Origin of the sequence: Mangrovicella endophytica (assembly GCF_002893625.1) — a bacterium.
GTDB lineage: Bacteria > Pseudomonadota > Alphaproteobacteria > Rhizobiales > Rhizobiaceae > Mangrovicella > Mangrovicella endophytica.
Genome location: NZ_PKMZ01000003.1, coordinates 154294 through 178654, shown reverse-complemented (window position 1 = coordinate 178654; position 24361 = coordinate 154294). Strand labels below are relative to the sequence as shown.

The following is a 24361-nucleotide window of genomic DNA, read 5'->3' as shown; positions in this document are numbered from 1 at the left end:
GCGGCACCGAGTGCCGCCCTTTGCGTCGGCATCTCCCCGTTAGGGAAACGATCGGCCATGTCCAGCTCCCCCGTCAGCCGCGGTGGAGCACAAATTGGGCATCTTAATGCGATGCCGTCAAGTTATGCAGCCGCGACCGCAAGACGAGGGCTGGCAGCTCAGGCGAAGAGCGAGCGCAGGTGATCGTTGAGGAACACGCCGTCCGGATCGATCTCGCGCCGCGTCCGCTTGAAGTCGTCATAGCGCGGATAGATCCGCTCCAGTCGCTCGGCCGACATGAAGTGGTGCTTGCCCCAATGCGGGCGGGCGTCGTAGCGGTCGAGCAGCGCGTCCATCTCCTTGAGCATACCCCATGTCTCAAACTCCAGCGGACCGGAGATCGACAGGGCGTAGCCGTCACGCTCGGCATAGGCGCTGATATAGCTGTCGTCCGCCTTCACCGGCCGGCACTCCACCGGATACAGCGCCTCCGGATATTTCGTCTGGAAGAGGTGGCGGACCTCCGCGAAGGCCTCCTCGAAGCGGCCGAATGGCACGGCGTATTCGATCTCCCGGAAGTTGGGGATGTAGGGGTTCGGGAAGATCACCGAGGAGTGGTCGAACTGCTCGCCCTCCTTCAGCGCCGGCGCCGCTTCGTCGACGGGAACGGCGTTGTAGACGCGCATGTGGCAGATGTCGTTCTCGCGCGTCGCCGTCGACGGCACGACCCCGCCCGGCAGCACGTAGAGCTCCGCTGACTTCTTCACCGGCAGCCAGAAGAACCAGAAGGTCCGGTTCGTCTCCAGACGCTGGTGGAGGCCGCCGATGCAGTCCTCGACATCGGCGTTCCACGAGATCTTGTGGATGTTGTACGAGGGCACGGCCTGCAACGTCACAGAAACCACCAGCCCGAACAGGCCGATGGAGCAGCGGAAGGCGCGGAATAGTTCGCCGTCCTTCTCCGCCGACAGGTCGAGGAAGTCGCCGTCGGCGGTGACGATGCGGGCGGCGATCATCTGCATCGACATGCAGGGGAGCGTGATACCGGCGCCGTGCGTGCCGGTGGCGATGGCGCCGACCACCGTCTGCGTATCGATGTCGCCCTGGTTGTTCAGCGACATACCAACGGTCCGAAGATACCGGCTGACCTCACCGACGCGCATGCCGGGCTGGATGGTGACCTGCAGCTTCTCGCGATCGACCGAGATGACGTCGCGCATGCCGTCGAAGTCGACATGGACGCCCGGCGTCGGGACCACGGCCGGATTGGAGTGGCCGGCGCCGCTCGCGCGGACCGGCAGCTTCAGCTTGCGCGCGGCGAGGACGGCATGGCGCGCCTCCTCCTCGGTCCGCGGCCGGGCCGTATAACGCGGCACGAAATACTGCTCGCCGAACCAGTTCCACCACAGGGCGCCCGGCTGCAGCACGTCGACCTCGGTCGTCATCGTGTCCATGTTCAATCCCTTCAGGCCGCTTCGGCCTGCGCCAGCGCCGCGTTGACGCGGGGCATCACCTCGGTCGCGAGCAGTTCCATCGAGCGGCGCATGGCCGCCTTGTCGGTCCAGTCATGCGCGGTCATCAGCAGCGTCTCGAACGGACCGACCTCCGAACGCAGTTCGAGGATCTTGCGGCTGACGGTTTCCACGCTGCCATAGATGACGAAATTGTCGCGCACCATCTGGTGCGTGATGGTCGCCGGATCGGCGTCCGGCCGCGGCGCGAGGAGCCCGGCCGCATCCATGCGCGCATACACCTGGAACATGTAGTCGTAGTACCAGTCATAGGCACCGCCCGCCGTCTTGACGAAGGCCTCCGCCTCCTCGTCCGTGTCGGCGACGTAGATGCTGCGCGCCACCCGCCACTTGGCGCCATCGGCCGTCTTGCCGAGCTTGCGGCACTCGTCGACATACGTGTCCCAATGGGTCTTCACGACCCATCCGGCGACGAAGTTGGCCGAGATCGGCATCAGGTCGTGGCGCACCGCCTGGCGCATCGAGCTGGAGTTCGGGCTGCTGACCGAGATCGCCATCGGCGGATAGGGCTTCTGCAGCGGCTTCGGCAGCGGCCCGACGCCGAGGTCGGCCCAATGGCTGTCCTTGATGGTGACGGACCAGTGCTCGCCCTTCAGATCGTAAGGGGCGTCCGTCGTCCAGATGCGCTTCATCAGGTCGAGCGACTCGAGCATCATGGCGTTCCGGTCCTTGCCCTTCAGCCCGAGCATCTCGATGTCGGAGCCAAGCGCGCCCGTGCCGATGCCGAGGATCAGGCGGCCCTGCGTCAGATGATCGACCAGCGCGATGTGCGAGGCGATCTGCGCCGGGTGATAGTAGGGCAGCGCCACGACACCGGTGCAGAGCTTAATGCGCTTGGTCTGCGAGGCCATGAAGGACAGGAAGATCAGCGGTGAGGAGATCTGCTCGATCTCGCAGGCATAATGCTCGCCGATCCAGGCTTCCTCGAAGCCGAGTTCGTCCGCCAGCTTGAACTGCTCGATGTCCTCCGCGAGCGCTTCCGCATAGTCGCGGCCCATCGTGTGCATCGGCATCATGAAGAGCGACAGCTTCATTGTTCTGGTCTCCGTCGATTGAATCGGTCGGAGGGGAATTGGCAAGCAGCGTGCCAACCGGCGAAAGCAGCGCGACAACACCGGGTTCGCAGTCGCGGTGGCCGGGACGTCTCATCCGAGAAAATCCGTCGCACGCCAATGTCGCCGATGACACGCATGGTTGTCACGCCGCCGTCGGGTCTGCCGCGCCGGCACCGCTCGCGACCCGCGTCCCCCCAACTGGCATGGCTGTTGCTGCACGGAATGCGGAACGCTCCCGTCGCCGGCCGAGAAGAACGCCTTCATGGACAATGCCGACTATATCATTATCGGTGCCGGATCGGCCGGCGCGGCGGTCGCCGCCCGTCTTTCGGAGGATGGCCGGCACAGCGTTCTCCTGCTCGAAGCCGGCGGCTCCGATCGCAGCCTCTTCATCCAGATGCCGGCGGCGAGCTATCTGCGCGCCATCGGCAATCCGCGTTTCGACTGGCGCTTCAAGGCGGCGGCCGATCCGACCCGCCATCGCCGGCGAGACGACATGCCGCGTGGCAAGGTGCTCGGCGGATCGAGTTCGATCAACGGCATGCTGTATGTGCGCGGGCAGCCGGAGGATTTCGACGACTGGGAACGGCTCGGCAATCGCAACTGGTCGTTCCGCGACGTGCTCCCCTATTTCAAGCGCGCCGAGGACAATGAGAACGGCGCCGACGACTATCACGGCGTTGGGGGGCCGCTCGGCGTCTCCAACCTGCGCGTCCGGCACCCGATCTCAGACGCCTTCCTCGATGCGGGCGTCGCATCCGGACTGGCCCGCAAGGCTGACATCAACCGGCCGCCGCAGGAAGGGATCGGGTTTCTCCAGGCGACGCAGCGGCGCGGCCGGCGCTGCAGCGCCTCGCGGGCCTATCTCTGGCCGGCCCGCCGGCGCCCCAACCTGCGCATCCTCACCGGCGCGCATGTCGTGCGCATCCTGGTGGAGGGACGGCGCGCCACCGGCGTCGCCTACGAGCGAGGGGGACGGATCGAAGAGACCCGCGCCGGCGCGGGCGTGGTCCTCTCGGCGGGAGCGATCGCCTCGCCGCAGATCCTGATGCTGTCCGGCATCGGTCCCGCCGCCCACCTCAAGGACCATGGCATCGAGGTCGTGCATGACCTTGCGGGCGTCGGCCGCAATTTCCAGGATCATCCCGGCATCAACCACAGCGCCTTCGTCAACCGGCCGACATACAACGTCCAGACCAGGCTGCATCACGTCTTGTCCTTCGGCGCGCGATGGCTGCTGACCGGGCGGGGACCCGGATCGACCCCGGATACGCATGTGCTCGGTTTCGCCCGCTCGCGCCCGGATCTGGATCGCTGCGACCTGCAGTACCACTTCACGCCCGTCGGCTACGACCTTGCCGAGGACGGGCCGATCCTGTTCGACCGCCCCGCGGTTACCGGCCTGACCAACATGCACCGTCCGTATTCGCGCGGGTGGATCGGCCTGCGCAGCGGCCATCACCGCGATCAGCCGCTCATCCAGCCGAACCTTCTCGCCGATGAGCGGGATGTCGAGACGCTGATGGCCGGTGGCCGGATGCTGCGCCGCATCTTCGAGACCGCCCCGCTGGCCGGCTATGTCGAGGCGGAGTTCAAGCCGGGCCGCGAGATCCAATCGGACGACGAGTGGCGTGCCTATGTCCGGGAGACGGCGATCGGCATCTATCACCCCGCCGGAACCTGCCGGATGGGGCACGGCGCCGACGCGGTGGTCGACGACCGCCTGAAGGTGCACGGCATCGCCAACCTTCACGTCGCCGATGCCTCGATCATGCCCGTGATCGTCAGCGCCAACCTCAACGCCAACTGCATCATGATCGGCGAGCGCTGTGCCGATTTCATCCGCCATGGCTGACGACAGGACGTCCGTCCAGCCCATGCGAAGGAGCCGCCACCCTTACCGCTGGAGGACCCGGCGAGCCGGCGCGATCGGCGCCGCTTACGTCCCGACACGCCGCTTTGCCATGCGCAACGGCCGCGATTTTTGTGAAGTCTGAAAGGATCGACATGTACGACGAGACGATCGAACTCCTGATCGACGGCGTCTTCTGCCAGGGCAGCGACGGCCGCTCGCAGCCGCTGATCAACCCGGCGAGCGAGGAGGTGCTCGGCCAGGTGCCCTATGCCTCGACCGCCGACCTCGACCGGGCGCTGGAGGCCTCTGCCAAGGGTTTCGCCGTCTGGAAGGCGATGACCACGCATGCCCGTTCCGCCATCATGATGCGGGCGGCGCAGCTGATGGACGATCGCAAGGAGACGATCGCCCGGATCCTGACCCTCGAAAACGGCAAGCCGCTCGGCGAGGCTGTCATCGAGGTCGCCTTTGCGGCCGAGGTGACCCGCTTCTATGCCGAGGAAGGCAAGCGCGCCTATGGCCGCATCATTCCCGCGCGCACGCCGGGCGTCCGGCAGATGGTCGTCAAGGAGCCGGTCGGTCCGGTGCTCGGCTTTGCCGCCTGGAACTTCCCGGCAAGCAACATCATCCGCAAGATCTCCGGCGCGCTCGGCGCCGGCTGCTCGATCATCATGAAGCCGGCGGAGGAGACCCCGGGCACCGCGGTGGCTCTCGCCCGCTGCTTCCAGGAGGCGGGGCTGCCGGCCGGCGTCCTTGCCGTCGTCTTCGGCGAGGCGGCGGCGATCTCGTCGCATCTGATCGCCTCGCCGATCCCCAAGAAGGTGACGCTGACCGGCTCCACCGCCGTCGGCAAGCTGCTGCAGAGGCAGGCGGCCGACACGCTGAAGCGCTGCACGATGGAACTCGGCGGCCATTCGCCGGTGATCGTGCATGCGGACGCCGACCTCGACCAGGCGATGGACACGCTGGTGGCGGCGAAATTCCGCAATGCCGGGCAGGTCTGCACCTCGCCGACGCGCTTCTTCATCCATGAATCGCGCTACGAGGCCTTCGTCGAGGGATTCGTGGCAAGAGCCCGGACGATCAGGCTGGGCAACGGGCTCGATCCCGAAACACGGATGGGTCCGATGATCGCCAAGCGCCGTCTCGACGTCATGGAGGCGATGGTCGCGGATGCGCTCGACCGCGGCGCGACACTGTCACTCGGCGGACGGCGCGCCGGCAACCGCGGCTTTTTCTTCGAGCCGACGGTTCTCAGCGACATGCCGCAGGACGCGCGGATCATGTCCGAGGAGCCGTTCGGCCCGATCGCGCCGATCTCGTCCTTCGCCGCCTTCGACGAGGTGGTGGAGCGGGCCAATGCCCTGCCCTACGGCCTTGCCTCCTTCGTCTTCACCCGCAGCATGACGCTCGCCGCGAAGACCGAGGAGGCGCTGAATGCCGGGCTCGTCGGCGTCAATCACACGGTGATCTCGACCCCGGATACGCCGTTCGGCGGTGTGAACGAGAGCGGCTACGGCTCGGAAAGCGGCAGTGAGGGGCTCGAAGCGTTCCTGCGGACCAAACTCGTGTCGGAGTATGGCGTCTGACATTGCCGATGGCTGGCAGACCCGGTCTTGAACGGGTCCGTCAGCCATATCCCTGGGTCGCAGACACGGAGAAGTGGCGCACCCGACAGGATTCGAACCTGTGACCTCTGCCTTCGGAGGGCAGCGCTCTATCCAGCTGAGCTACGGGTGCCGCGGCCTTGCGGCCGTTTGCCTCGCCATGGCTGCCGCATCGGGCCGGCCAGGCGTATGGTGCCTCGTTCCTAGCCGATCCGGCGTGAACCGGCAAGCTTGCCTCGCAGCCTCCAGGATCGCGGCCGCTGGACAGTCTGGCGTTTGCTCACATCTCCGCGCCACTCGACCACGCCGAGTTGATCGGACCCCTCTGCGGTTCGTCACCGCACGCGTCACAGGCTCTACAGCGCGATCTCGACGCGGCGCAGGCCGGGATCGCCCGGCACGCTGCTTCTGACAAAGCCGAGTTCCTCCGACATCGCCAGCATGGTGGTGTTCTCGGCGAGAACCTCGCCATAGACGCGGCGGATGCCGCGCTCGCGGGCGTAAGTGAGGATGCGCTGCATCAGGCAGTAGCCGAGGCCCCGCCCCTTCTGGTCGGAGCGCACCATGATGCCGAACTCGGCGAGTTCGCCGTCCGGATCGACGATCAGGCGCGCGACGCCGAGGATCGGGTGCTGCGGCCCGTCGGCCGCGCGTGCGACGAAGGCCATCTCGCGGCTGTAGTCGATCTGGGTCAGCCGCGCCGCGAAGGCATGTCCGATGCGCTTCATCGCCGCAAAGAAGCGCAGGCGCAGATCCTCGGGCTCGGACTGCTCCAGCATCTCGATCAGCGAAGCCTCGTCCTCCGGACGGATCGGCCGCAGCCAGATGGCATCGCCATTGCGCAACCGGATCGTGCCGGCGAGCTCGTCCGGATAGGGCTGGATGGCAAAGCGCGAGCGCTGGCCGGCCGGGGCCGGCCGCACGACGACGCGCGCGTCGAGCGCGATGACGCCGTTCTCGTCGGCCAGCAGCGGGTTGATGTCGAGCTCGGCAATCTCCGGATGGTCGGCCAGCATCTGCGACAGCTTCACCAGCGTCGTCGCCACGGCATCGAGGTCCGCCGCCGGGCGGTCGCGATAGCCGTGCAGGAGCTTGGCGATGCGGGTGCGCCCGATCATGTCGCGGGCGAGCAAAAGGTTCAGCGGCGGCAGACCGATGGCCCGGTCGGCGATCACCTCGACCGCCGTGCCGCCCTGGCCGAACAGGATGATCGGACCGAAGATACGATCCTCGCCGATGCCGGCGATCAGCTCGTGAGCGCGCGGGCGCAGGATCATCTCCTGCACGGTGAAGCCTTCGACCCGCGCATCCGGCCTGCGCTCGGCGACGAGCTTGAGCATCTGCGTCGCCGCCTCCTCGACGCTCGCCGCGCTCTCCAGCTCGAGCCGCACGCCGCCGACATCCGACTTGTGAGAGATGTCGGGCGAGAGGATCTTCAGGGCAACGGGATAGCCGATGGTCTCGGCCAAACGCGCGGCCTCGGCGGGCGTCGCCGCGGTCAGCGTTCGCACCACCGGCACGTTGTAGAGGGCGAGCAGGCGCTTGGCCTCAGGCTCGGTCAGGGTGGAGCGCCCGCCGGCCATCACCGCGTCGATCAGGGCGCTTGCGGCGGCCTTGTCGAAGTCGCCGATCAGCGCCGCCGGCGGCGTCTGCATCATCAGCTCCTGATTGCGCCGGTAGTCGACAAGCTGCATGAAGGCGCGCACGGACGCATCGGGCGTGTCGTAGGTCGGCAGGCCGCTGGCGGCAAAGAGCCGGCGGGATTCGCGCGCCGCCCGCTCGCCGAGCCAGCAGGTCAGGATCGGCGCGCGCCGATTGGACTTCAGCGTGCCGACCACGGCCTGGGCGGCGTCGAGACCATCGGCGACGGCTGTCGGGCAGTTCATCACCAGCACGGCGTCCTGGCCCGGATCGGCGAGGATCGCCTCCAGAGCTTGCGCATAGAGCGCCCCCGGCGCATCGCCGAGGATATCGACCGGATTGCCGTGCGACCAGCTGCCGGGCAGGATCGTGTCCAGCTTGGCCAGCGTGTCCGGCGACAGCTGCGCCAGCTCGCCGCGATAATCCGACAGCGTGTCGGTGGCGAGCACGCCGGCGCCGCCGCCATTGGTGAGGATCGCCAGCCGGTCGCCGCTGGGCCGCAGGCCCGAGGCCAGTGTGCCGACCGCCTCGAACAGCTCACGCAGCGTGTCGACGCGCAGCATGCCGGCGCGGCGGAAGGCGGCGTCGTAGACGGCGTCGGAGCCGGCCAGCGCACCGGTGTGGGACGCCGCGGCCTTGGCGCCGGCCTCGCTGCGGCCGGCCTTGATCACCACCACCGGCTTGGCGCGCGCGGCAATGCGGGCCGCGGACATGAACTTCTGCGCGTCGGTGATGCTCTCGACATAGAGCAGGATGGCGCGGGTCTTGGCGTCGAGGGCGAGATAGTCGAGGAGATCGCCGATATCCACGTCGCTCATGTCGCCGACCGAGACGACATGGCTGAAGCCGATCTCGCGCACGTCGGCCCAGTCGAGCACGGCGGTCGCGATCGCGCCGGACTGGCTGATGAAGGCGAGATCGCCGCTGCGTGGCGTCAGATGCGCGAAGCTCGCATTGATGCCGGCCGGCGGGGAGATGAAGCCGATGCAGTTCGGCCCGACGATGCGCATCAGGTTCGGGCGGGCGGCGTCCAGCAGGCGCTGGCGCAGGTCGTCCTGACCGAAGCCCGCCGATATCACCACCGCCGCACGGCAGCCGCGCGCGCCGAGCTCGGCGACGATGCCGGGTACGGTGGGTGCGGGCGTCGCGATGACGGCGAGATCGGGCACCAGCGGCAGCGCGGCGACCGAGCGGTAGCTGACGGCGGAGCGGATGCTGCCGGCATGCGGGTTCACCGGCATCACCGGCCCCTTGAAGCCGGAGCCGAAGAGGTTGGCCGCCAGCACCGCGCCGACCGAGCCCGGCCGTTCGCTGGCGCCGATCAGCGCAATGGCGTCCGGGTGGAACAGGGCATCGAGATTTCTGATCGACATGGTCGCTCCGCTCGCATCTCAGCCGTCGCTCGGGTGCCCTCCCCCCGCCGGTGCTGCAGCTCTTTATAGGGTCGCTGCAACGATCCGACGAAGCGGATGTCGCGAGGGTGCCATGGAACAGGCCGCCGGGCGCAGCCTTGATCCCGATCAAGCCTCCGGGCGGCGGGCAGCTGACCCTGCTCTATGGCCCTGGGCCCCGCTCCAATCATCCGGCGCCGGCTCGGCGTCTACTGCCCCAAGCGGTGGCCAAAGCGGCCTTCCGCCCTACATCAGTTAAAGGAGCGGGCCGTGCCCGCAATGCCGGACATTCCTGCGCATCCGCAGGCTCGATGGTCCGGCCGGTCAGTCAGGATGATCCCATGAGCAACCTCAATACCGCCCGTGACCGGGCCGACCGGCAGTTCGGCAACATCGCCAACCGTTCGGAGAAGGGATCGGCGCTGGGATTGATCAAGGCCGAGAACGACGCGATGCATGCCAAGACGGCGCGGCTGAAGGCGCTGCGCATGGCGCAGGCCGAAGCGGACGTCGCCGCAGCGCCGGCTGAGCCGAAAGCGAAGGCGAAGAAGGCGCCGGCCCGCAGCCGCGCCAAGTAGCGGCGACGAGCGGTCGCCCGGATCGCCGACGCTGCGGCGCGGCGGCAATGTCTGCGCGCAACCGCCTCGGGACGGCTGTGCCTGCGGTTGAGGCTGATGACCGAGCCTAGCGCTTCGCCTGGCTTGCCGCGCCCGGTGCCGAGAGCGGTGCGGGCGGCACCGGCGCGAAGCGGAAGCCGGCAGGAATGGTCTTGAGCGGCGGGGCAGCGGGCGCCGTGGCGACAGCCTTCGCCGCATTGAGGATCGGGATCGCCCCCGGCGGCACCGGCGATGCCTCGGCAAAGGCCTTGCCGGCCGGCTGGACCGGACGTGGGGACGCGGCAGGCTTCAGGCGGGGGATCGGAACGGCGGCGGCGGTCTGACGCCGCGGCTCTGCCGGTTCACCCGGCTTCTTCGGCATGCGCGTCGCCTGGCGCCGTTGCGGGGCGGCGGGCGGTGTTCGCGTCACCGGTGCCTCAAGGCGGATGGCCGGCTTCGGACGCTCGATGGAGGCCGTCGTCTGGGTCGACACGGCCGGTGCCGACGGGCGTTGCGGCACCTTGCGCATCGCACGGAAGTGGCTGGCGATCTCCGCGCCGCTCGGGCCGCTGAACGGCAGGCGGAGCGGTCCGACCTGCGGCTGCCACCATGCGACGGCCATGGCTCCGGCGACGAGCCAGCCCGCGCCTGCGATCAACCTGCCCATGTGCCGCGTTCCCTCGAATCGCTTCCTCAAGGCAATTCTAGGACGCAAATCCTTGCGAGCCGGTTTCCGGGCCTCAGCTGATCAGCTGTTGCTGGGACCGCTATGCGGGCGCTGTCTCGCGCGGGGCAGGCAGGCCGGTTCTGTCCGTGCCGGGCGCATGCTCGCCCTGGCAGCTGATGATCGACCGGAAGAGGCTGGTCATCACCTGCGCACCGAGCGCCGCGAGATCGAAGCTCGCCTCGCGCCGCAGCCATTCGGAAAACAGGCCGTGCATGGAGCAGACATAGGCGTCGGCGGCACTCTCCGCCGTCCAGCCGGGCGCCAGCTGGCCGCGGGAGCGGGCATCCTCGAAGGCTTCGGTGATGCGCGCCAGCATCTGGGCATCAGCGCCGCGCAGGCGCCGCAGCGCCTCCTCCATCTCGCCGACATACTCGCAGCGGAACAGCAGGATCGAGTAGATGCGCCGCGCCCGCTCATTGCCGGCGATGAAGCGCAGGGCGTCCAGTGCACAGCCATGCACATGTTCGATCAGACAGCCGGACCCGCTCGTTTCCAGCAAGACAGTTTCCTGCGGCAGGCGCGCCCGCTCGTGCATGGCGCGGAACAGATCGAGCTTGTTGGCGAAGTGCCAGTAGATGGCACCCCGCGTTACGCCGGCACGGCGGGCGATGTCCGACAGGCTGGTGGCGGACACGCCATTCTCGAAGAAGGCGTCCTCGGCTGCGTCGAGAATCGACTCGCGCGTCTCGAGCGCTTCCTCCTTGCTCCGCTTCATATGACCTGCCCGAACGCCCGCTTGCTTGCTTACATTCGTGTATGAATGTATGTATGTTGCATTGCAATAGGCCGTTTTGCGGCTCGGATTTGAGTTTCCCCCATGAATTCATCGGCTTCCGTCCGGCTCCTGATGCCGGCAATCGCGCTATTTCTCGCGGTACCGGCGGCAGCGCAGATGCAGGCGCCGCCCCCGCCAGCGGTCACGGTGGAAGAGATCAAGCCGCAGACGGTGCCAATCACGCTCGATTATGCCGGTCGGGTGGAATCCTCGCGGGAGGTGGAGGTGCGCGCCCGGGTCGGCGGCATTCTGCTCGAACGTTCCTTCGACGAAGGCGCGCGGGTGAAGCAGGGCGATGTCCTCTTCACCATTGACCAGAAGCCGTATCAGGCCGAAGTGGCACTGGCGGAGGCGCAGCTCCTGCAAGCCAAGGCGCAACTGTCGCAGGCGCAGCGCCAGCAGCAGCGCGCCGCCGAGCTTGCCAAGCGCGGCGCCACCAGCACGGCCAATCTTGACGACGCGCGCTCGGCGACCGAGCTCGCCGAAGCCGCCGTGGCGGCCGGGCAGGCGCGGCTCGACACCGCCAACCTGTCGCTGACCTATGCGACGGTGCAGGCGCCCGCGAGCGGCGTCACCAGCCTGGAGCAGGTGCCGGAGGGTAGCCTTCTCAACAATGGCGATCTTCTCACCAAGATCACTCAGCTCGATCCGATCTATGTCAATTTCGCAGCCGCCGACACCGAAGCGACGATGATCCGCCAGCTCCTGGAGACCGGCGGCAACGCGCTCGACCAGCTCTCCGTCGAGGTGCTGTTCGGCGACGGCTCGACCTACAACCAGAAGGGCCGCATCGACTTCACCAGCAGCTCGATCGACGCCAATACCGGCACCATCCTGTCGCGCGCGGTGCTGCCCAACCCGGACCAGCGGCTGCTGCCGGGGCAGTTCGTGCGGGTGCGCATCAACGGCATCACCCTGCCGAACACGGTGGTCATCCCGGCCGAAGCGCTGATGCAGAGCGCCCAGGGTCAGTTTGTCTATACGGTGGACGAGAAGAACCTTGCCCAGGTCGCGCCGGTGAAGGTCGGCCGCGACATGCAGAACCGGCTGATCGTGGAATCCGGCCTGAAGGGCGGCGATCGCATCATCACCCGCGGCGTCATCAAGGCGCGCCCGAACGCCCCCGTGACGATCGACAACGGAACGGCCACCGCCTCCAGCGGCGCGCCGGCCGACCCGGCCGCGCCGGCGCAGGCCGCTCCTGGCACAGGCGGCGCCCTGACGGGCGTTACCCCGGCCAACGCGGCCGAGAAGGGCTCGGCCGACGCAGGGCCTAGCGAAGCAGCGCCGTCCACGGGCGCACCGACGCCGGCGGACGACGCCGCGGCGGCCGGCGGCCGCGGCGCGAACGCCGCAGAGGCGGCCCGATGAATTCGCGCTTCTTCGTCGACCGGCCGGTCTTCGCGGCCGTCATCTCGATCATCATCGTGATCGGCGGCATCATGGCGATGCGCGCACTGCCGATCGAGCAGTATCCGCAGCTCGTTCCGCCCCAGGTCGTCGTCACTGCCAGCTATCCCGGCGCCAGCGCCGAAACCCTCGCCCAGACCGTGTCCGCGCCGATCGAGCAGCAGATCAACGGCGTCGAGGACATGATCTACATGCAGTCGACGAACTCCTCGACGGGGACAGCGTCGATCTCGGTCACCTTCGCCAGCGGCACCGATCCCGACCAGGCGACCATCAACGTCAACAACCGCGTGCAGCAGGCGACCGCCTCGCTGCCGGAAGAGGTGCAGCGCCTCGGCGTCACCGTCGCCAAGCGCTCGTCGCAGATTCTCGCGGTGATCGCGATGTCGTCGTCCGATCCGCGCTACGACGCCACCTACGTCTCCAACTATGCGCTGCTCTACGTGCTCGACGAGCTGAAGCGCCTGCCGGGCATCGGCGAGGCGCAGCTTTTCGGCGCGCGCAACTATTCGATGCGCATCTGGCTGCGGCCGGACCAGCTCGCCCAGTACAAGCTGACGCCGACCGATGTGGCCACCGCCATCCGCGAACAGAACGCCCAGTTCGCCGCCGGCCAGTTTGGCGCGCCGCCGAACGACAACGCCCTCGCCTTCACCTATTCGGTGACGACGGAGGGCCGCCTGCCGGACGCTGCGGCCTTCGAGAACATCATCCTGAGGTCCGACCCGAACGGCTCCGCGCTGCTCCTGAAGGACGTCGCGCGCGTCGAGCTCGGCGCCCAGGATTATGGCTTCAACGGCTCCTACAACGGCACGCCGGCCGTGCCGATCGGCATCTATCTCCAGCCGGGCGCCAACGCGCTCTCGACGCTGGAAGCCGTCAACACGCGCATGTCGGAGCTGAAGAGGTCCTTTCCGGACGGCATCAGCTACGCCATCCCCTTCGACACCACGAAGTTCATCCAGGCCTCGATCGAGGAGGTCATCCACACCTTCATCGAGGCAATGGTGCTGGTGTTCGTGGTGGTGTTCATCTTCCTCCAGTCGTTCCGCGCGACGCTGATCCCGATGCTCGCGGTGCCGGTCTCGATCATCGGCACATTCGGCGTGCTCCTCGCGCTCGGCTTCTCCATCAACCTCCTGACCCTGTTCGGCCTGGTGCTTGCCATCGGCATCGTCGTCGACGACGCCATCGTCGTGCTCGAGAATGTCGAGCGCATCATGTCGAGCGAAGGTCTTTCGCCCAAGGACGCGACCGCCAAGGCGATGACCGAGGTGACCGGACCGGTGATCGCCATCGTGCTGGTGCTCTGCGCCGTGTTCGTGCCGGTCGCCTTCCTCGGCGGCCTCGCGGGTACCATGTACCAGCAGTTCGCGATCACCATCGCCGTCTCGGTGACGATTTCCGGCCTTGTCGCCCTGACGCTGACGCCGGCGCTGTGCGGCGTCATCCTGAAGCAGAGCCATGGTAAGCCGATCGCGCCGTTCCGCTGGTTCAACGCCGGCTTCGACCGGCTGACCCGCGCCTATGGGGCAGGCGTCGCCTTCATCATGCGCCGTGCCTTCGTCGCGCTCGTGCTCTTCGCCGCGATGGGCGGCGGGGCCTACTACTTCTTCCAGACCATCCCGGGTTCGCTCGTCCCCGACGAGGACCAGGGCGTCAACTTCGCCGTGGCGATCCTGCCGCCGGCGGCTTCGCTGCAGCGCACGACCGACGTCATGAACCAGGTCGTGAAGAACCTGTCGCAGCACCCGGCGGTCCAGGACGTCACCGCCTTTGCCGGCTTCGACCTCCTGGCTGGCGTCCAGAAGTCCTCGGCCGGCGTCGCCTTCGTCTCGCTCAAGGACTGGGACGAGCGGACCGATCCGAGCCTCGACGCGCGCAATCTCGTCGGGCCCTTCATCGGTATGAATGCCGGCGTGAAGGACGGCATGGTGCTCGCCTTCAACCCGCCGCCGATCCAGGGCCTGTCCACGACGGGCGGCTTCGACCTGTTTATCCAGGATCGAACCGGCCAGGGCTCGGCTGCGCTTCTGGAGGTCGCCGAGGCCGTTGTCGCGGCGGCGGCCAAGCGGCCGGAGCTCGCCGGCGTGCGCACCAGCTTCTCGGCGAACGTGCCGCAGTACCGCATCGACGTCGACCGGGCGAAGGCCAAGGCGCTGAACGTGCCGATCTCGTCGATCTTCACCACCATGCAGTCGACGTTCGGCTCGCTCTACGTCAACGACTTCACGCTGCTCGGCCGCAACTACCGGGTGTCGCTGCAGTCGGAGGCGGACTTCCGCCAGTCGCCGGCGGACCTGCGCTTCGTCTATGTCCAGTCGGCGGCGGGCGCGATGATTCCGCTCGACACGCTCGTCCATGTGGAGCGCGTCGTCGGCCCCGACCTCATCGAGCGCTTCAACGCCTTCAACGCGGCCAAGGTCTCGGGCGGTCCGGCGCCGGGCTACTCCTCCGGCCAGGCGCTGGCCGCCATGCAGCAGGTCGGCGCCGAGGTGCTGCCCGAGGGATACGAGATCGCCTGGACGGGGTCGGCCTATCAGGAGATCGAGACCGGCGGCACGGGCGTGACGGCCATCGGCTTCGGCATCCTGATGGTGTTCCTGATCCTGGCGGCCCAGTATGAGCGCTGGACACTGCCGATCGCGGTTATCCTCGCCGTGCCCTTTGCCGCGTTTGGTGCGCTTCTGGCGATCTGGCTGCGTGGGCTCGACAACGACGTCTACTTCCAGATCGGCCTCGTCACCCTGGTGGGACTGGCGGCCAAGAACGCCATCCTGATCGTGGAGTTCGCCGTGCTCAAACGCGACGAGGGTCTCACCGCCTTCGAAGCGGCGCTGGAAGGGGCGAAGCTGCGCTTCCGCCCGATCGTGATGACGTCGCTCGCCTTCATCCTCGGCGTGGTGCCGCTGGCGATCTCCACCGGCGCCGGCTCGGCGAGCCGCCACTCGATCGGCACCGGCGTCATCGGCGGCATGCTGGCCGCGACCTTCGTCGCGATCTTCTTCATCCCGCTGTTCTACATGCTGCTGTCGCGCGGCACCAAGCGGCGGGGCGGAGCGGCGCCTGCCGCCCCAGCGAAGCATGACGGCGAGACGGGCGCTCACGCGGCCGTTTGAGACGGCGCTGACGCGCATCGCAGATCAGCTAAAAGAGAACCGGGCGGTGCCGATGCACCGCCCGGTTTTTTCATGGTCGCCGCGCCCGCCAGCGGCCAAGCTGGCGCGTCAGAGCGCCGACTTTACCGCCGGGTAGAGCGCGCGGTAGCGGCCATAAGCATCGTCGAAGGCGCCAGCCAGATCCTGTTCCGGCAGGAAGCGCGTGGCGATCGGCGGCTCGCTCATGACGCTCAAGGGATCGGCCCCAGTCGCTGCGCAGATGCCAAGCCGGGCCGCACCGAGCGCCGCACCGAAGTCGCCGGCCGCCGGCAAGGCGATCTCGGTGTTGAGGACGGTTGCCATCAGCTTCAGCCAATAATGCGAGCGCGAGCCTGCTCCCACCGCGACAAGGCGGGACACGCGCGCATCGGGACCTGCCGCGGTGAGGCAGTCGCGCATGGAGAAGGCAACGCCCTCCATCACCGCCTTCACCACTTCGCGGCGGCCGCTGCCAGCTTCAAGGCCTGCCAGCACGCCGCGGACTTCGGCGTCGTTGTGCGGCGTGCGCTCCCCGGACAGATAGGGGAGGAACACCACATTCCCCGGCCCTTCCAGCTCGTCGCCGAGCGCGCCCGTGAGGTCGTGCGGGGTCGCATGCAGCAGCCCCGACAGCCATTCGATGGAGCCGGCTGCCGACAGCGTCACGCCCATCTGGTGCCAGGTGCCGGGAATGGCGTGGCAGAAGGTGTGGAGCGCAGTCTCCGGCGCCGGCGCATAGCCGGCCACCGCGGTGAACAGAACGCCGGAGGTGCCGAGCGAGAGGAAGCCGGTGCCGGGCGCCGCGACGCCGACGCCGCAGGCCGAGGCCGCATTGTCGCCGCCGCCGCCGGCAACCGCGATGCCGGCCTTCAGGCCGAACTGGTCCGCGAGTTCGGCCCTGAGGCCGCCGCTGTTCTCGGTACCCTCGACGAGACGAGGCATCTGCTCGACCGAAAGGCCCGTGCGCTCCAGCATGCGCGGCGACCAAGCGCGGGCGCCGGTGTCGAGCCAGGAGGTGCCGGCCGAATCCGACATCTCCGAGACCGCTTCGCCGGTCAGCCAGAGGCGCAGATAGTCCTTCGGCAGGAGAACGAGGCGAACCTTGGCGAAGATCTCCGGCTCGTTGCGGGCGACCCAGACGAGCTTTGGCGCCGTGAAGCCGGGGAAGACGATGTTGCCGGTGATCTGGCGTGCCTCAGCATCGTCCAGTTCGCGCGCCTCGGCATGGCTGCGCGTGTCGTTCCAGAGGATGCAGGGCCGCAGCACCTGCCCGTCCGCGCCGACCAGCGTTGCGCCGTGCATGTGACCGGACAGGCCGATGCCGGCGACGTCGGCGAGCTCTGCGCCATGCTCGGCCTTCAGCTGCGTCAGCGCCGTCTCGCAGGCGGCGATCCAGCTCTGCGGGTCCTGCTCCGACCAGCCAAAATGCGGCCGCTCGACGCTCAGCGGTACGCTGACGCTGGCGACCGGCCGCTGCGCCTCGTCCACCAGCAGCGCCTTCAGCGACGAGGTGCCGAGATCGAGCCCGAGATAATGTGCCATTCCATCCTCCGATGATGCGCAGCGCGCATGGATGCTCCGAGTCCTAGCGAGCTTCGCGGAAGAGGTATAGCGGCCGGAACAGGCCGCCCGAGGGGATGGCCCGACGATCACGATGCGGCGATCATGTGATGGTCGCAGGTCGGAGGAGCCGGCACCCGGCGGTCGTGCCACGTCGCATAGGAGGGCGCGCCATTCCGCCGCCATTCGCGAGGGCCTATATGGAGGGTGCGAACCCCCAAAGGGTTTCGCGGGACCCTCTGCCATGCTCGATCTTCCGCTTCCCTTTCCCGACGCTCAGGGACATGCCGCAACGCGCCTGCGCGTCGCTCAGGCTACCGATCTCGACCGGCTGGTCGAGCTCGAAACGCTCGCCTTCACCAGCGACCGCATCTCGCGGCGCTCCTTCCGCGCTCTTCTGCAGTCGCAGAGCGCCGAGCTGATCGTGGCCGAGGACCCGTCGGCCGGCGACGGCGCGCCGCTCCAGGGCTATGCGGCATTGCTGTTTCGCGCCGGCACGGCACTGGCCCGGCTCTACTCGATCGCCGTCGCGCCGGATGCCGTCGGCCGCGGCATCGGGCGTCGGCTCCTCAAGGCAGCCGAATCCGACGCCTTCGACCGCGATCGCATCGCGTTGCGCCTCGAGGTGCGCGAGGACAATGCGGCGGCGATCGGCCTCTACCGCTCGGAGGGCTATCGGCCGATCGGCCGCTATCTCGACTACTATGCCGACCATATGCCGGCGCTCCGCTTCGAGAAGACGCTGCGCGGCACGCGGCCGGTCGAGAGCGGCGTTCCCTATTATGAGCAGACCACCGATTTCACCTGCGGCTCCTGCTGCCTGATGATGGCCCTGGCGCGCGACGTGCCCGGCTTCGTACTCGATCCCGTCATGGAGATCCGGCTGTGGCGCGAGGCCACCACCATCTTCATGATGTCGGGACCCGGCGGTTGCGAGCCCTATGGCCTCGCCGTCGCGGCGCATGAGGCGGGGCTCGCCGCCGAGATCCACGTCTCGACACCGGGCGATCTCTTCCTGGAAGGTGTGCGGAGCGCCGAGAAGCAGAAGGTGATGGGCCTGGCGCAGGAGGATTTCCGCCGCCGCGCGGAGGCCTACGGCATACCGGTGGCGATCCGCCCCTTCACGCTGGACGAGCTGCGGGCCGCGCTTGCCGAGGGCAAGACGGCGATCGTCTTGATCTCCGGCTACCACATGTTCGGCAAGAAGGTGCCGCACTGGGTGCTCGCCCATGCCGATGACGGGCGCCACATCGTCATCCATGACCCCTGGGTCGCGGACGAGCGCGGCGAGTCGATCGCCGACGCCGCGAGCCTCCCCATCCCCTATGCGACCTTCGACCGGATCGCCCGCTTCGGTAAGGTCGGCCTCCGTTCGGCCGTGTTTCTGGCCAAACGAACAGACAGCTAACCTTCCGGAACCTCGCGATGTCCCAATGGGTCGTCCTCGTCGGCCGCGCCTCCGACCTCGAAAACGGCGAGACGCCCCACAAGATCATGACCAGCCGGGATTATCTCGCCCGGCCTGGCCTGTTCCGCGGCCAACGCCCGAAGATCATCAACCTGTCGCGCTCCTACGCCTATCAGAGCCGCGGCTACTACGCCTCGCTGCTCGCCGAGGCGCGCGGCCACCGCATCATCCCCTCGGTCGAGACGATGATCGACCTGTCGGAGAAAAAGCTCTACGAACACGCGCTGCCCGAACTCGACGCGGCGCTCGCGAAGGCCTGCGACAGGACGGCTGAGCGCGGCGGGGACAAGCCGGGGCGCGGCAGCTTCACCTCGCCCATCCGCGTCTATTTCGGCTATGCCGACGAGCCGCGGCTGGAGCGCTTCGCCCGCCTCGTCTTCGACTGGTTCCGCGCGCCGGCGCTGGAGATTCACCTGCAGCCGGAGGACGGGCGCAAGATCCGCAAGATCGCCTTCTGCCAGATCGGCAAGCAGGACGCGGCCGAGCACGCAAAGCTGCTTGCCGCGATGGAGCGCTACACCGCGCGCGAATGGCGCGCCGCCAAGGCCAAGACGCCGGCGAAATACACCTTCGCGACGCTCTACGATCCGAAGGAGGAGATGCCGCCGTCGTCGGTGGAAACGCTGAAGCACTGGGCGCGCATCGCAGCCCGCATGGGCGTCGACGTCGAGCCGATTACCCGCAAGGACCTGGCCCGGCTCGCCAATTTCGACGCGCTGTTCATTCGTGAGACCACCTCGATCTCCAACCATACCTACCGCTTCGCCCGCCGGGCGATGCAGGAGGGGATGCCGGTGATCGATGATCCGATCTCGATGATCCGCTGCACCAACAAGGTTTATCTGAACGAGCTGATGGCGGCGAATGGCGTTGCCACGCCGCCCTCGGTGATGATCGGCGGCAAGGAGGATTTTGCGAGAGCCGCCGACGAGCTCGGCTTTCCCATGGTTCTGAAGATTCCGGACGGCTCCTTCTCGCGTGGCGTCAAGAAGGTCGATGACGTCGCGACGCTGGAGACCTTGGCCACGGCGTGGCTAGAGGACACCGACCTCCTGATCGCACAGAAGTTCATGCCGACCAAATTCGACTGGCGGATCGGCGTGCTGGGCGGCCAGCCGCTGTTTGCCGTGCAGTACATGATGGCCAAGCAGCACTGGCAGATCATCAATCACGAAGCGGGGAAGCGCCCGGTGGAGGGGGGCTTTCGCGCCTTCTCCCTCAATGACGCGCCGCCGCATGTCCTCGATGCCGGCCTCAAGGGCGCGCGCTGCATCGGCGACGGCCTCTATGGCGTCGATCTCAAGGAAACCGACGACGGTGTCTTCCTGATCGAGGTGAACGACAATCCCAACCTCGAGCATGGCGTCGAGGATTTTGCCGAGAAGGACGAGATCTTCACCCGGCTGACCCGCTGGTTCATCGACCGCATCGAGCGCTGAGCGCCCGGCCCAGGTAGAAGCTGCGGCGCCGAACCCTGACATCCCGACATGAAATCGGCGGCTGCCCGTTTCGGGCACGCCGCCGTATCAAGGCCGCGAAGGCCTTCCAGCGCTCCAGGCCGGCCGCTCCCCGAGCTTGGCCGGAGAGCACGGCCTGGCTCATCGCCTCAGGCGCATTCGCCGGTGCTGGAGCCGTCGGCATTCTCGATCTGGACGCGCGTGTGGCCGGACTTGATGAAGCCGAGCTTCTGGGCGGCACCCTTGGAAAGATCGATCACCCGGCCCTTGATGAAGGGTCCGCGATCATTGATGCGCACGACGACGGAGCGGCCGTTCTTCAGGTTGGTGACCTTCACCTTCGACCCCAGCTTCAGGGTCTTGTGAGCCGCTGTCATGGCGGCGGGGTTCATCATCTCGCCGGAAGCCGTGCGCGAACGCAGCGAATACCAGGAGGCGCCGCCGCAGGTGGTCTTGGCGCCGGCTGAGCTGATCGTGGCGGGATTGACGAGGGAGGTCATGCTGATGGCGATGGCTGCCAGGATCGTCGTCTTCGACAATGATCCGTTCCTTGTCCTGTTGCTGCCCAACAGGAGCCGAGCCTTGCTGGCACGCCTCCGGACCCCCGTCCGGCGCGCCACCCCCTCGTGACCCCCGTGGTTACGGGGCGCTCAGTCGCCGCCTCATTCGGCGACAAAAGGGCTGGTTCCATCACGAAGTGTTACATTCTGAAACATTTCACGACTGGGAAGGCGCCTTCTTCCTTGGTTCGTCGGACTTCACAGCAGCGATGCCTTCACGAAACGTCGGAAAAATAAATTCGTAACAGAGGCTCTTGAGCTTCATATTTCGAACTCTTTTGTTCTCGCCGTAGAAAGAACGTGCCATCGGCGTCAGCTCGGCACTCGCAAAGTCGATCTCGGGCGGCGGTGCAACGCCGATGAGGTCGGCGGCATAGGCAACAACGTCCTGCGGCGGCGCCGGCTCGTCGTCGGTGACGTTGAAGACGCCGCCAGTCCGTCCGCCAGCCAGCAGCCGCAGCGCGCCCGCGATGTCGTCGACATGGATCCGGTTGAACACCTGGCCCGGCTTAACCAGCCGGCGGGCCGTTCCTTCGCGCAGATTGACGACGGCATTGCGCCCCGGCCCATAGATGCCCGAGAGGCGTAAGGTTGCCAGCGGCACGCCGCGCGCATCGGCCAGCTCCTGCCAGGCCGCCTCGGCGGCGACACGCTCCACCGAGCGGCGCGACACCGGGCGCGGCGGCGTTTGCTCGTCGACCCAGGCACCGCCGTGATCGCCATAGACGCCGACGGTGGAGAGATAGCCGATCCAGGCGAGCGCGGGCGTGGCCTGCAGCAGCGTCTCGCGCCAGCGGTTCAGTACCGGATCGCCGTCAGCGTTCGGACCGATCGAGACGAGGAGATGCGTCGTCTCCCGCAGCGCCGCCTCGATGGCGGCATCGTCATCGCCGGGGCTGCCGTCGAAGCGGAGGGCGGGCAGCCCTCCTGCGCGCAAGCTGGCCGCCCTTTCCGCCGAGCGGCAGGTCACGCCCGTCACCATCGTACCGTCACCCAGCGTCTCGACATAACGGCCGGCGGAATAGCCATGGCCGAAGACGAAGAGGCGCATCGCCTCGCCTTGCAACCGGCTCACCGGCGATCGCCGCCGCGTTGCGCGGGATAGACGAGGTTGCCGATCTCCAGCTGGCCGATGCGCAGGCGCCCGATCGCGGCGTCGCGGACGCGCGCTCTGCCGATGCTGAGGCGGCCGATGGCGAAGGCCCCGACGGCCACGGCCCCGATGGCCAGCGCTCCGATCGCAAGTGCGCCCAGCGCCCCCGCACCCAGCGCCGCCGCGCCCGTCGCCTCGGCGCCCGTCACCTCGGCGCCGACAGCTTGCGTGAGGCGGCTCGCCGAACCGCGTCCCAGCAGGGTTGGCGAGGTCGCATCGCTGCCAGCCTCGCCCGCCCCGTCTTCCGCCTTGTGGCGCTGGGCATGCAGCCGCCGCTTCAGCGCATGGTCAGCCTCCGGATCATGCGCCTTCCAGCCCTCGTCGAAATCAGCCGTCGATCGCATCCCACTCGCTCCTCACCGTCTCGTCCGTTTCAGTATGGAGAGCCGCGCCGCGCCGTTCCAGCGCATCACCGCGGGAAAGCCGCGCCAGGGCCCAGACCGCCATCGCCCTGACGATCGGAGCGGGATCGCCGAGACGCTCCGCCACCGCCGGCAGCAAGGCCGCGTCACCGCTGTTGCCGGCGGCGATCAGGCAGTTGGAGACGAACTTGTCGCGCCCGACCCGCTTCACCGGCGATCCCGCGAAGAGCTGGCGGAAGCCGGCATCGTCGAGCGTGAGCAGGTTTGCCAGATGTGGGGCTTTCAGGTCCTCGCGGGCCTTGAGCTTGGCCTCGCGCGCCGCGACGGCGAACTTGTTCCAGGGGCAGACGGCCAGGCAGTCGTCGCAGCCATAGATGCGGTTTCCCATGGCGGGGCGGAAGGCCGCCGGCACGGGCCGCTTCGTCTCGATGGTGAGATAGGAGATGCAGCGGCGGGCATCGAGCTGGTAGGGCGCCGGGAAGGCCGCCGTCGGGCAGGCATCCTGGCAGCGCCGGCAGGAGCCGCACATATCCGTGCCCGCTTCGTCCGGTTCGAGCGCGATCGTGGTGAAGATCGAGCCGAGGAAGAGCCAGGAGCCGAACTCGCGGGACACGAGGTTGGTGTGCTTGCCCTGCCAGCCGAGGCCGGCGAGCTCGGCCACCGGCTTTTCCATCACCGGCGCCGTATCGACGAAAACCTTGGCGTCATGGCCGCCGCCTGCCCTGGCGATCAGGCGCGCCGCCAGCTCCTTCAGCCGCCCCTTGATCACCTCGTGGTAGTCGCGATGCCGCGCATAGACCGAGATGGTGCCGCGGTCAGGTCGTCCGTGACTGGCGAGCGGATCCTCGCCCGGCCCGTAATTCATGCCGAGGACGATGATGGATTTCACCTCAGGCCATAGCGAGCGGGCAGAGCCGCGGCGCTCGAGCGTCTCGGGCAGCCAGTCCATCGTGCCGTGGCGCCCCGCCTCGACGAAGGCTTTCAGCCGCGGCGCGGCGGCGCCGTCGCGGGCAGGATCGGCGACGCCGATCGCGTCGAAGCCCAGCCGGCGCGCGTCCGCCGCCAGAAAGGTCCTCAGCTCCTGCGATAATCCCGCCATGGGCGGGAGATAGTCAGAAATCCAGCTCGGCGTAATGGGCGGACGGCGGAATGCCGCGAATGCGTTCGGCGAGCAGCGGCCTGAAGGACGGCCGCGACTTGACGCGCATGTACCAGTCCTTGGCACCCGGCTCCTGGTCCCAGGTCACCTCGCCAAGATAGTCGAGGATGGAGACCGCCGCCGCCGCCGCCATGTCGGCATAGGTCAGGCGCGGGCCGGAGAGCCAGTTGCGGCTTTCGGCGAGCCAGCCGATATAGCGCATGTGATGCTTCAGATTGGCGCGGGCGGCGCGGATCGCCGAGGCATCCGGCGGGCCACCACCCTCGTCCGCCTTCATCTCCAGCTTGAAGACGCGCTCCTTGACGAGATAGCGCGTCACCTCGTTGTCGAGCTTGCCGAGGAACCATTCGGTCAGGCGCCGCGTCTCGGCGCGCTCGATCGGCTTTTCCGCCAGGAGGCGCCGGTCGCGCTGGAAAGCGCCCCGCGTTTCGTCGAGATATTCGGCGATCACCGTGCCGCCGACGATCGGCGGACCATTGTCCTCGATCATCACTGGCAGGGTCGCCGCCGGATTGAGCGCCAGGAATTCACGGCGGCGCTGCCAGGGGCGCTCCTCCGCGAGCTCGGCCCGCTCACCATATTCGCCGAGGACGAGCCGCACGAAGCGCGAGCCTGCGGACATCGGGTGATGGTGAAGTCTCAGCATGGACGCGGCAAACGATGCTTTCGATGGCATGCGACCCGAAGACGAGTACCGCGGACAGCATGAGCCCTGACCGGGACAACCGGAGAGAGGCGTTTGATCATGAGAATGTCAGCAAAGCGTCAACGGAGCCTAAATGCATCCTGCTAGAAGGTGCGAGTCGGCCACATAGCAAGCGCAGGCGGTCATGCAAGCCCTGATCCGTCAGCATGCAAGCATGGGGCACGCAAGCGGGCCCATAACGTCCGTCATGCTTCCGGCGCATGATGGTGATCATGCAACAGGGCGAAAGCG

The 24361-nt window shown here is 67.7% G+C and carries 18 protein-coding genes and 1 tRNA gene; 7 read left to right on the top strand and 12 right to left on the bottom strand.

Annotated features, from left to right (window positions below):
- Positions 1-158: 158 nt before the first annotated feature.
- Together C0R46_RS09715 and C0R46_RS09710 are read right to left on the bottom strand one after the other, a co-directional pair.
- A complete protein-coding gene (locus C0R46_RS09715) occupies positions 159-1424 on the bottom strand; it encodes a D-arabinono-1,4-lactone oxidase (RefSeq protein WP_102959753.1) in 1266 nt (421 codons plus the stop codon).
- Positions 1425-1444: 20 nt separating this feature from the next.
- Entirely contained in the window at positions 1445-2545 is a 1101-nt protein-coding gene (locus C0R46_RS09710) for an LLM class flavin-dependent oxidoreductase (RefSeq protein ID WP_102959425.1), read from the bottom strand.
- A gap of 283 nt (positions 2546-2828) precedes the next feature.
- Between C0R46_RS09710 and C0R46_RS09705 the strand changes: the two genes are divergently transcribed.
- Both C0R46_RS09705 and C0R46_RS09700 read left to right on the top strand, forming a co-directional pair.
- Positions 2829-4421: a GMC family oxidoreductase gene (locus C0R46_RS09705; RefSeq protein WP_102959424.1), complete on the top strand. Its 1593-nt coding sequence runs from the start codon at positions 2829-2831 to the stop codon at positions 4419-4421.
- Between the two features lie 152 nt (positions 4422-4573).
- Positions 4574-6010 carry an NAD-dependent succinate-semialdehyde dehydrogenase gene (locus C0R46_RS09700; RefSeq protein ID WP_102959423.1) on the top strand — a complete coding sequence of 479 codons (1437 nt, stop codon included), beginning with the start codon at positions 4574-4576 and terminating at the stop codon, positions 6008-6010.
- A 74-nt stretch (positions 6011-6084) separates the two neighbouring features.
- On the opposite strand, the gene C0R46_RS09695 is transcribed toward C0R46_RS09700, so the two are convergent.
- Positions 6085-6161 (bottom strand) — tRNA-Arg (locus C0R46_RS09695).
- Positions 6162-6384: 223 nt separating this feature from the next.
- Positions 6385-9042 (bottom strand): bifunctional acetate--CoA ligase family protein/GNAT family N-acetyltransferase, encoded by a 2658-nt coding sequence (locus C0R46_RS09690; RefSeq protein WP_102959422.1) that lies wholly within the window; start codon positions 9040-9042, stop codon positions 6385-6387.
- 359 nt (positions 9043-9401) lie between these two features.
- Between C0R46_RS09690 and C0R46_RS09685 the strand changes: the two genes are divergently transcribed.
- Entirely contained in the window at positions 9402-9638 is a 237-nt protein-coding gene (locus C0R46_RS09685) for a hypothetical protein (protein WP_102959421.1), read from the top strand.
- A 106-nt stretch (positions 9639-9744) separates the two neighbouring features.
- On the opposite strand, the gene C0R46_RS09680 is transcribed toward C0R46_RS09685, so the two are convergent.
- Both C0R46_RS09680 and C0R46_RS09675 read right to left on the bottom strand, forming a co-directional pair.
- A complete protein-coding gene (locus tag C0R46_RS09680) occupies positions 9745-10323 on the bottom strand; it encodes a hypothetical protein (RefSeq protein ID WP_102959420.1) in 579 nt (192 codons plus the stop codon).
- A 100-nt stretch (positions 10324-10423) separates the two neighbouring features.
- On the bottom strand, positions 10424-11098 hold the full coding sequence (locus C0R46_RS09675; protein ID WP_102959419.1) for a TetR family transcriptional regulator: 675 nt from the start codon (positions 11096-11098) through the stop codon (positions 10424-10426).
- Positions 11099-11200: 102 nt separating this feature from the next.
- On the opposite strand from C0R46_RS09675, the gene C0R46_RS09670 reads away from it, so the two are divergent.
- Both C0R46_RS09670 and C0R46_RS09665 read left to right on the top strand, forming a co-directional pair.
- On the top strand, positions 11201-12529 hold the full coding sequence (locus tag C0R46_RS09670; RefSeq protein WP_102959418.1) for an efflux RND transporter periplasmic adaptor subunit: 1329 nt from the start codon (positions 11201-11203) through the stop codon (positions 12527-12529).
- Complete coding sequence (locus C0R46_RS09665; protein ID WP_102959417.1) at positions 12526-15687, top strand: efflux RND transporter permease subunit; 3162 nt, start codon at positions 12526-12528, stop codon at positions 15685-15687. Before C0R46_RS09670 ends, C0R46_RS09665 begins: the two co-directional genes overlap by 4 nt.
- A gap of 108 nt (positions 15688-15795) precedes the next feature.
- Here C0R46_RS09665 and xylB read toward each other — a convergent pair whose 3' ends face one another.
- Positions 15796-17247: a xylulokinase gene (gene xylB, locus C0R46_RS09660; protein WP_102959416.1), complete on the bottom strand. Its 1452-nt coding sequence runs from the start codon at positions 17245-17247 to the stop codon at positions 15796-15798.
- Between the two features lie 262 nt (positions 17248-17509).
- Between xylB and C0R46_RS09655 the strand changes: the two genes are divergently transcribed.
- Positions 17510-18673 carry a peptidase C39 family protein gene (locus tag C0R46_RS09655; RefSeq protein ID WP_102959415.1) on the top strand — a complete coding sequence of 388 codons (1164 nt, stop codon included), beginning with the start codon at positions 17510-17512 and terminating at the stop codon, positions 18671-18673.
- Positions 18674-18690: 17 nt separating this feature from the next.
- Positions 18691-20172: a RimK family protein gene (locus tag C0R46_RS09650; protein WP_102959414.1), complete on the top strand. Its 1482-nt coding sequence runs from the start codon at positions 18691-18693 to the stop codon at positions 20170-20172.
- Positions 20173-20339: 167 nt separating this feature from the next.
- Here the strand turns inward: C0R46_RS09650 and C0R46_RS09645 are convergent, their stop codons facing one another.
- From C0R46_RS09645 to C0R46_RS09625, 5 genes are all read right to left on the bottom strand, one after another.
- Entirely contained in the window at positions 20340-20690 is a 351-nt protein-coding gene (locus C0R46_RS09645; protein ID WP_425349879.1) for a septal ring lytic transglycosylase RlpA family protein, read from the bottom strand.
- A gap of 217 nt (positions 20691-20907) precedes the next feature.
- Positions 20908-21801: an SDR family oxidoreductase gene (locus tag C0R46_RS09640; protein ID WP_102959412.1), complete on the bottom strand. Its 894-nt coding sequence runs from the start codon at positions 21799-21801 to the stop codon at positions 20908-20910.
- 20 nt (positions 21802-21821) lie between these two features.
- Entirely contained in the window at positions 21822-22247 is a 426-nt protein-coding gene (locus tag C0R46_RS21090) for a hypothetical protein (RefSeq protein WP_245413507.1), read from the bottom strand.
- Positions 22231-23364, bottom strand: a complete 1134-nt coding sequence (gene queG / locus C0R46_RS09630; protein ID WP_102959411.1) for a tRNA epoxyqueuosine(34) reductase QueG — start codon at positions 23362-23364, stop codon at positions 22231-22233. The genes C0R46_RS21090 and queG overlap by 17 nt, the downstream gene beginning before the upstream one ends.
- Before the next feature lie 13 nt (positions 23365-23377).
- The gene (locus C0R46_RS09625) at positions 23378-24070 is read right to left on the bottom strand and encodes a glutathione S-transferase family protein (RefSeq protein WP_102959410.1); all 693 of its coding nucleotides are present in this window, start codon (positions 24068-24070) and stop codon (positions 23378-23380) included.
- Between the last annotated feature and the right edge of the window lie 291 nt (positions 24071-24361).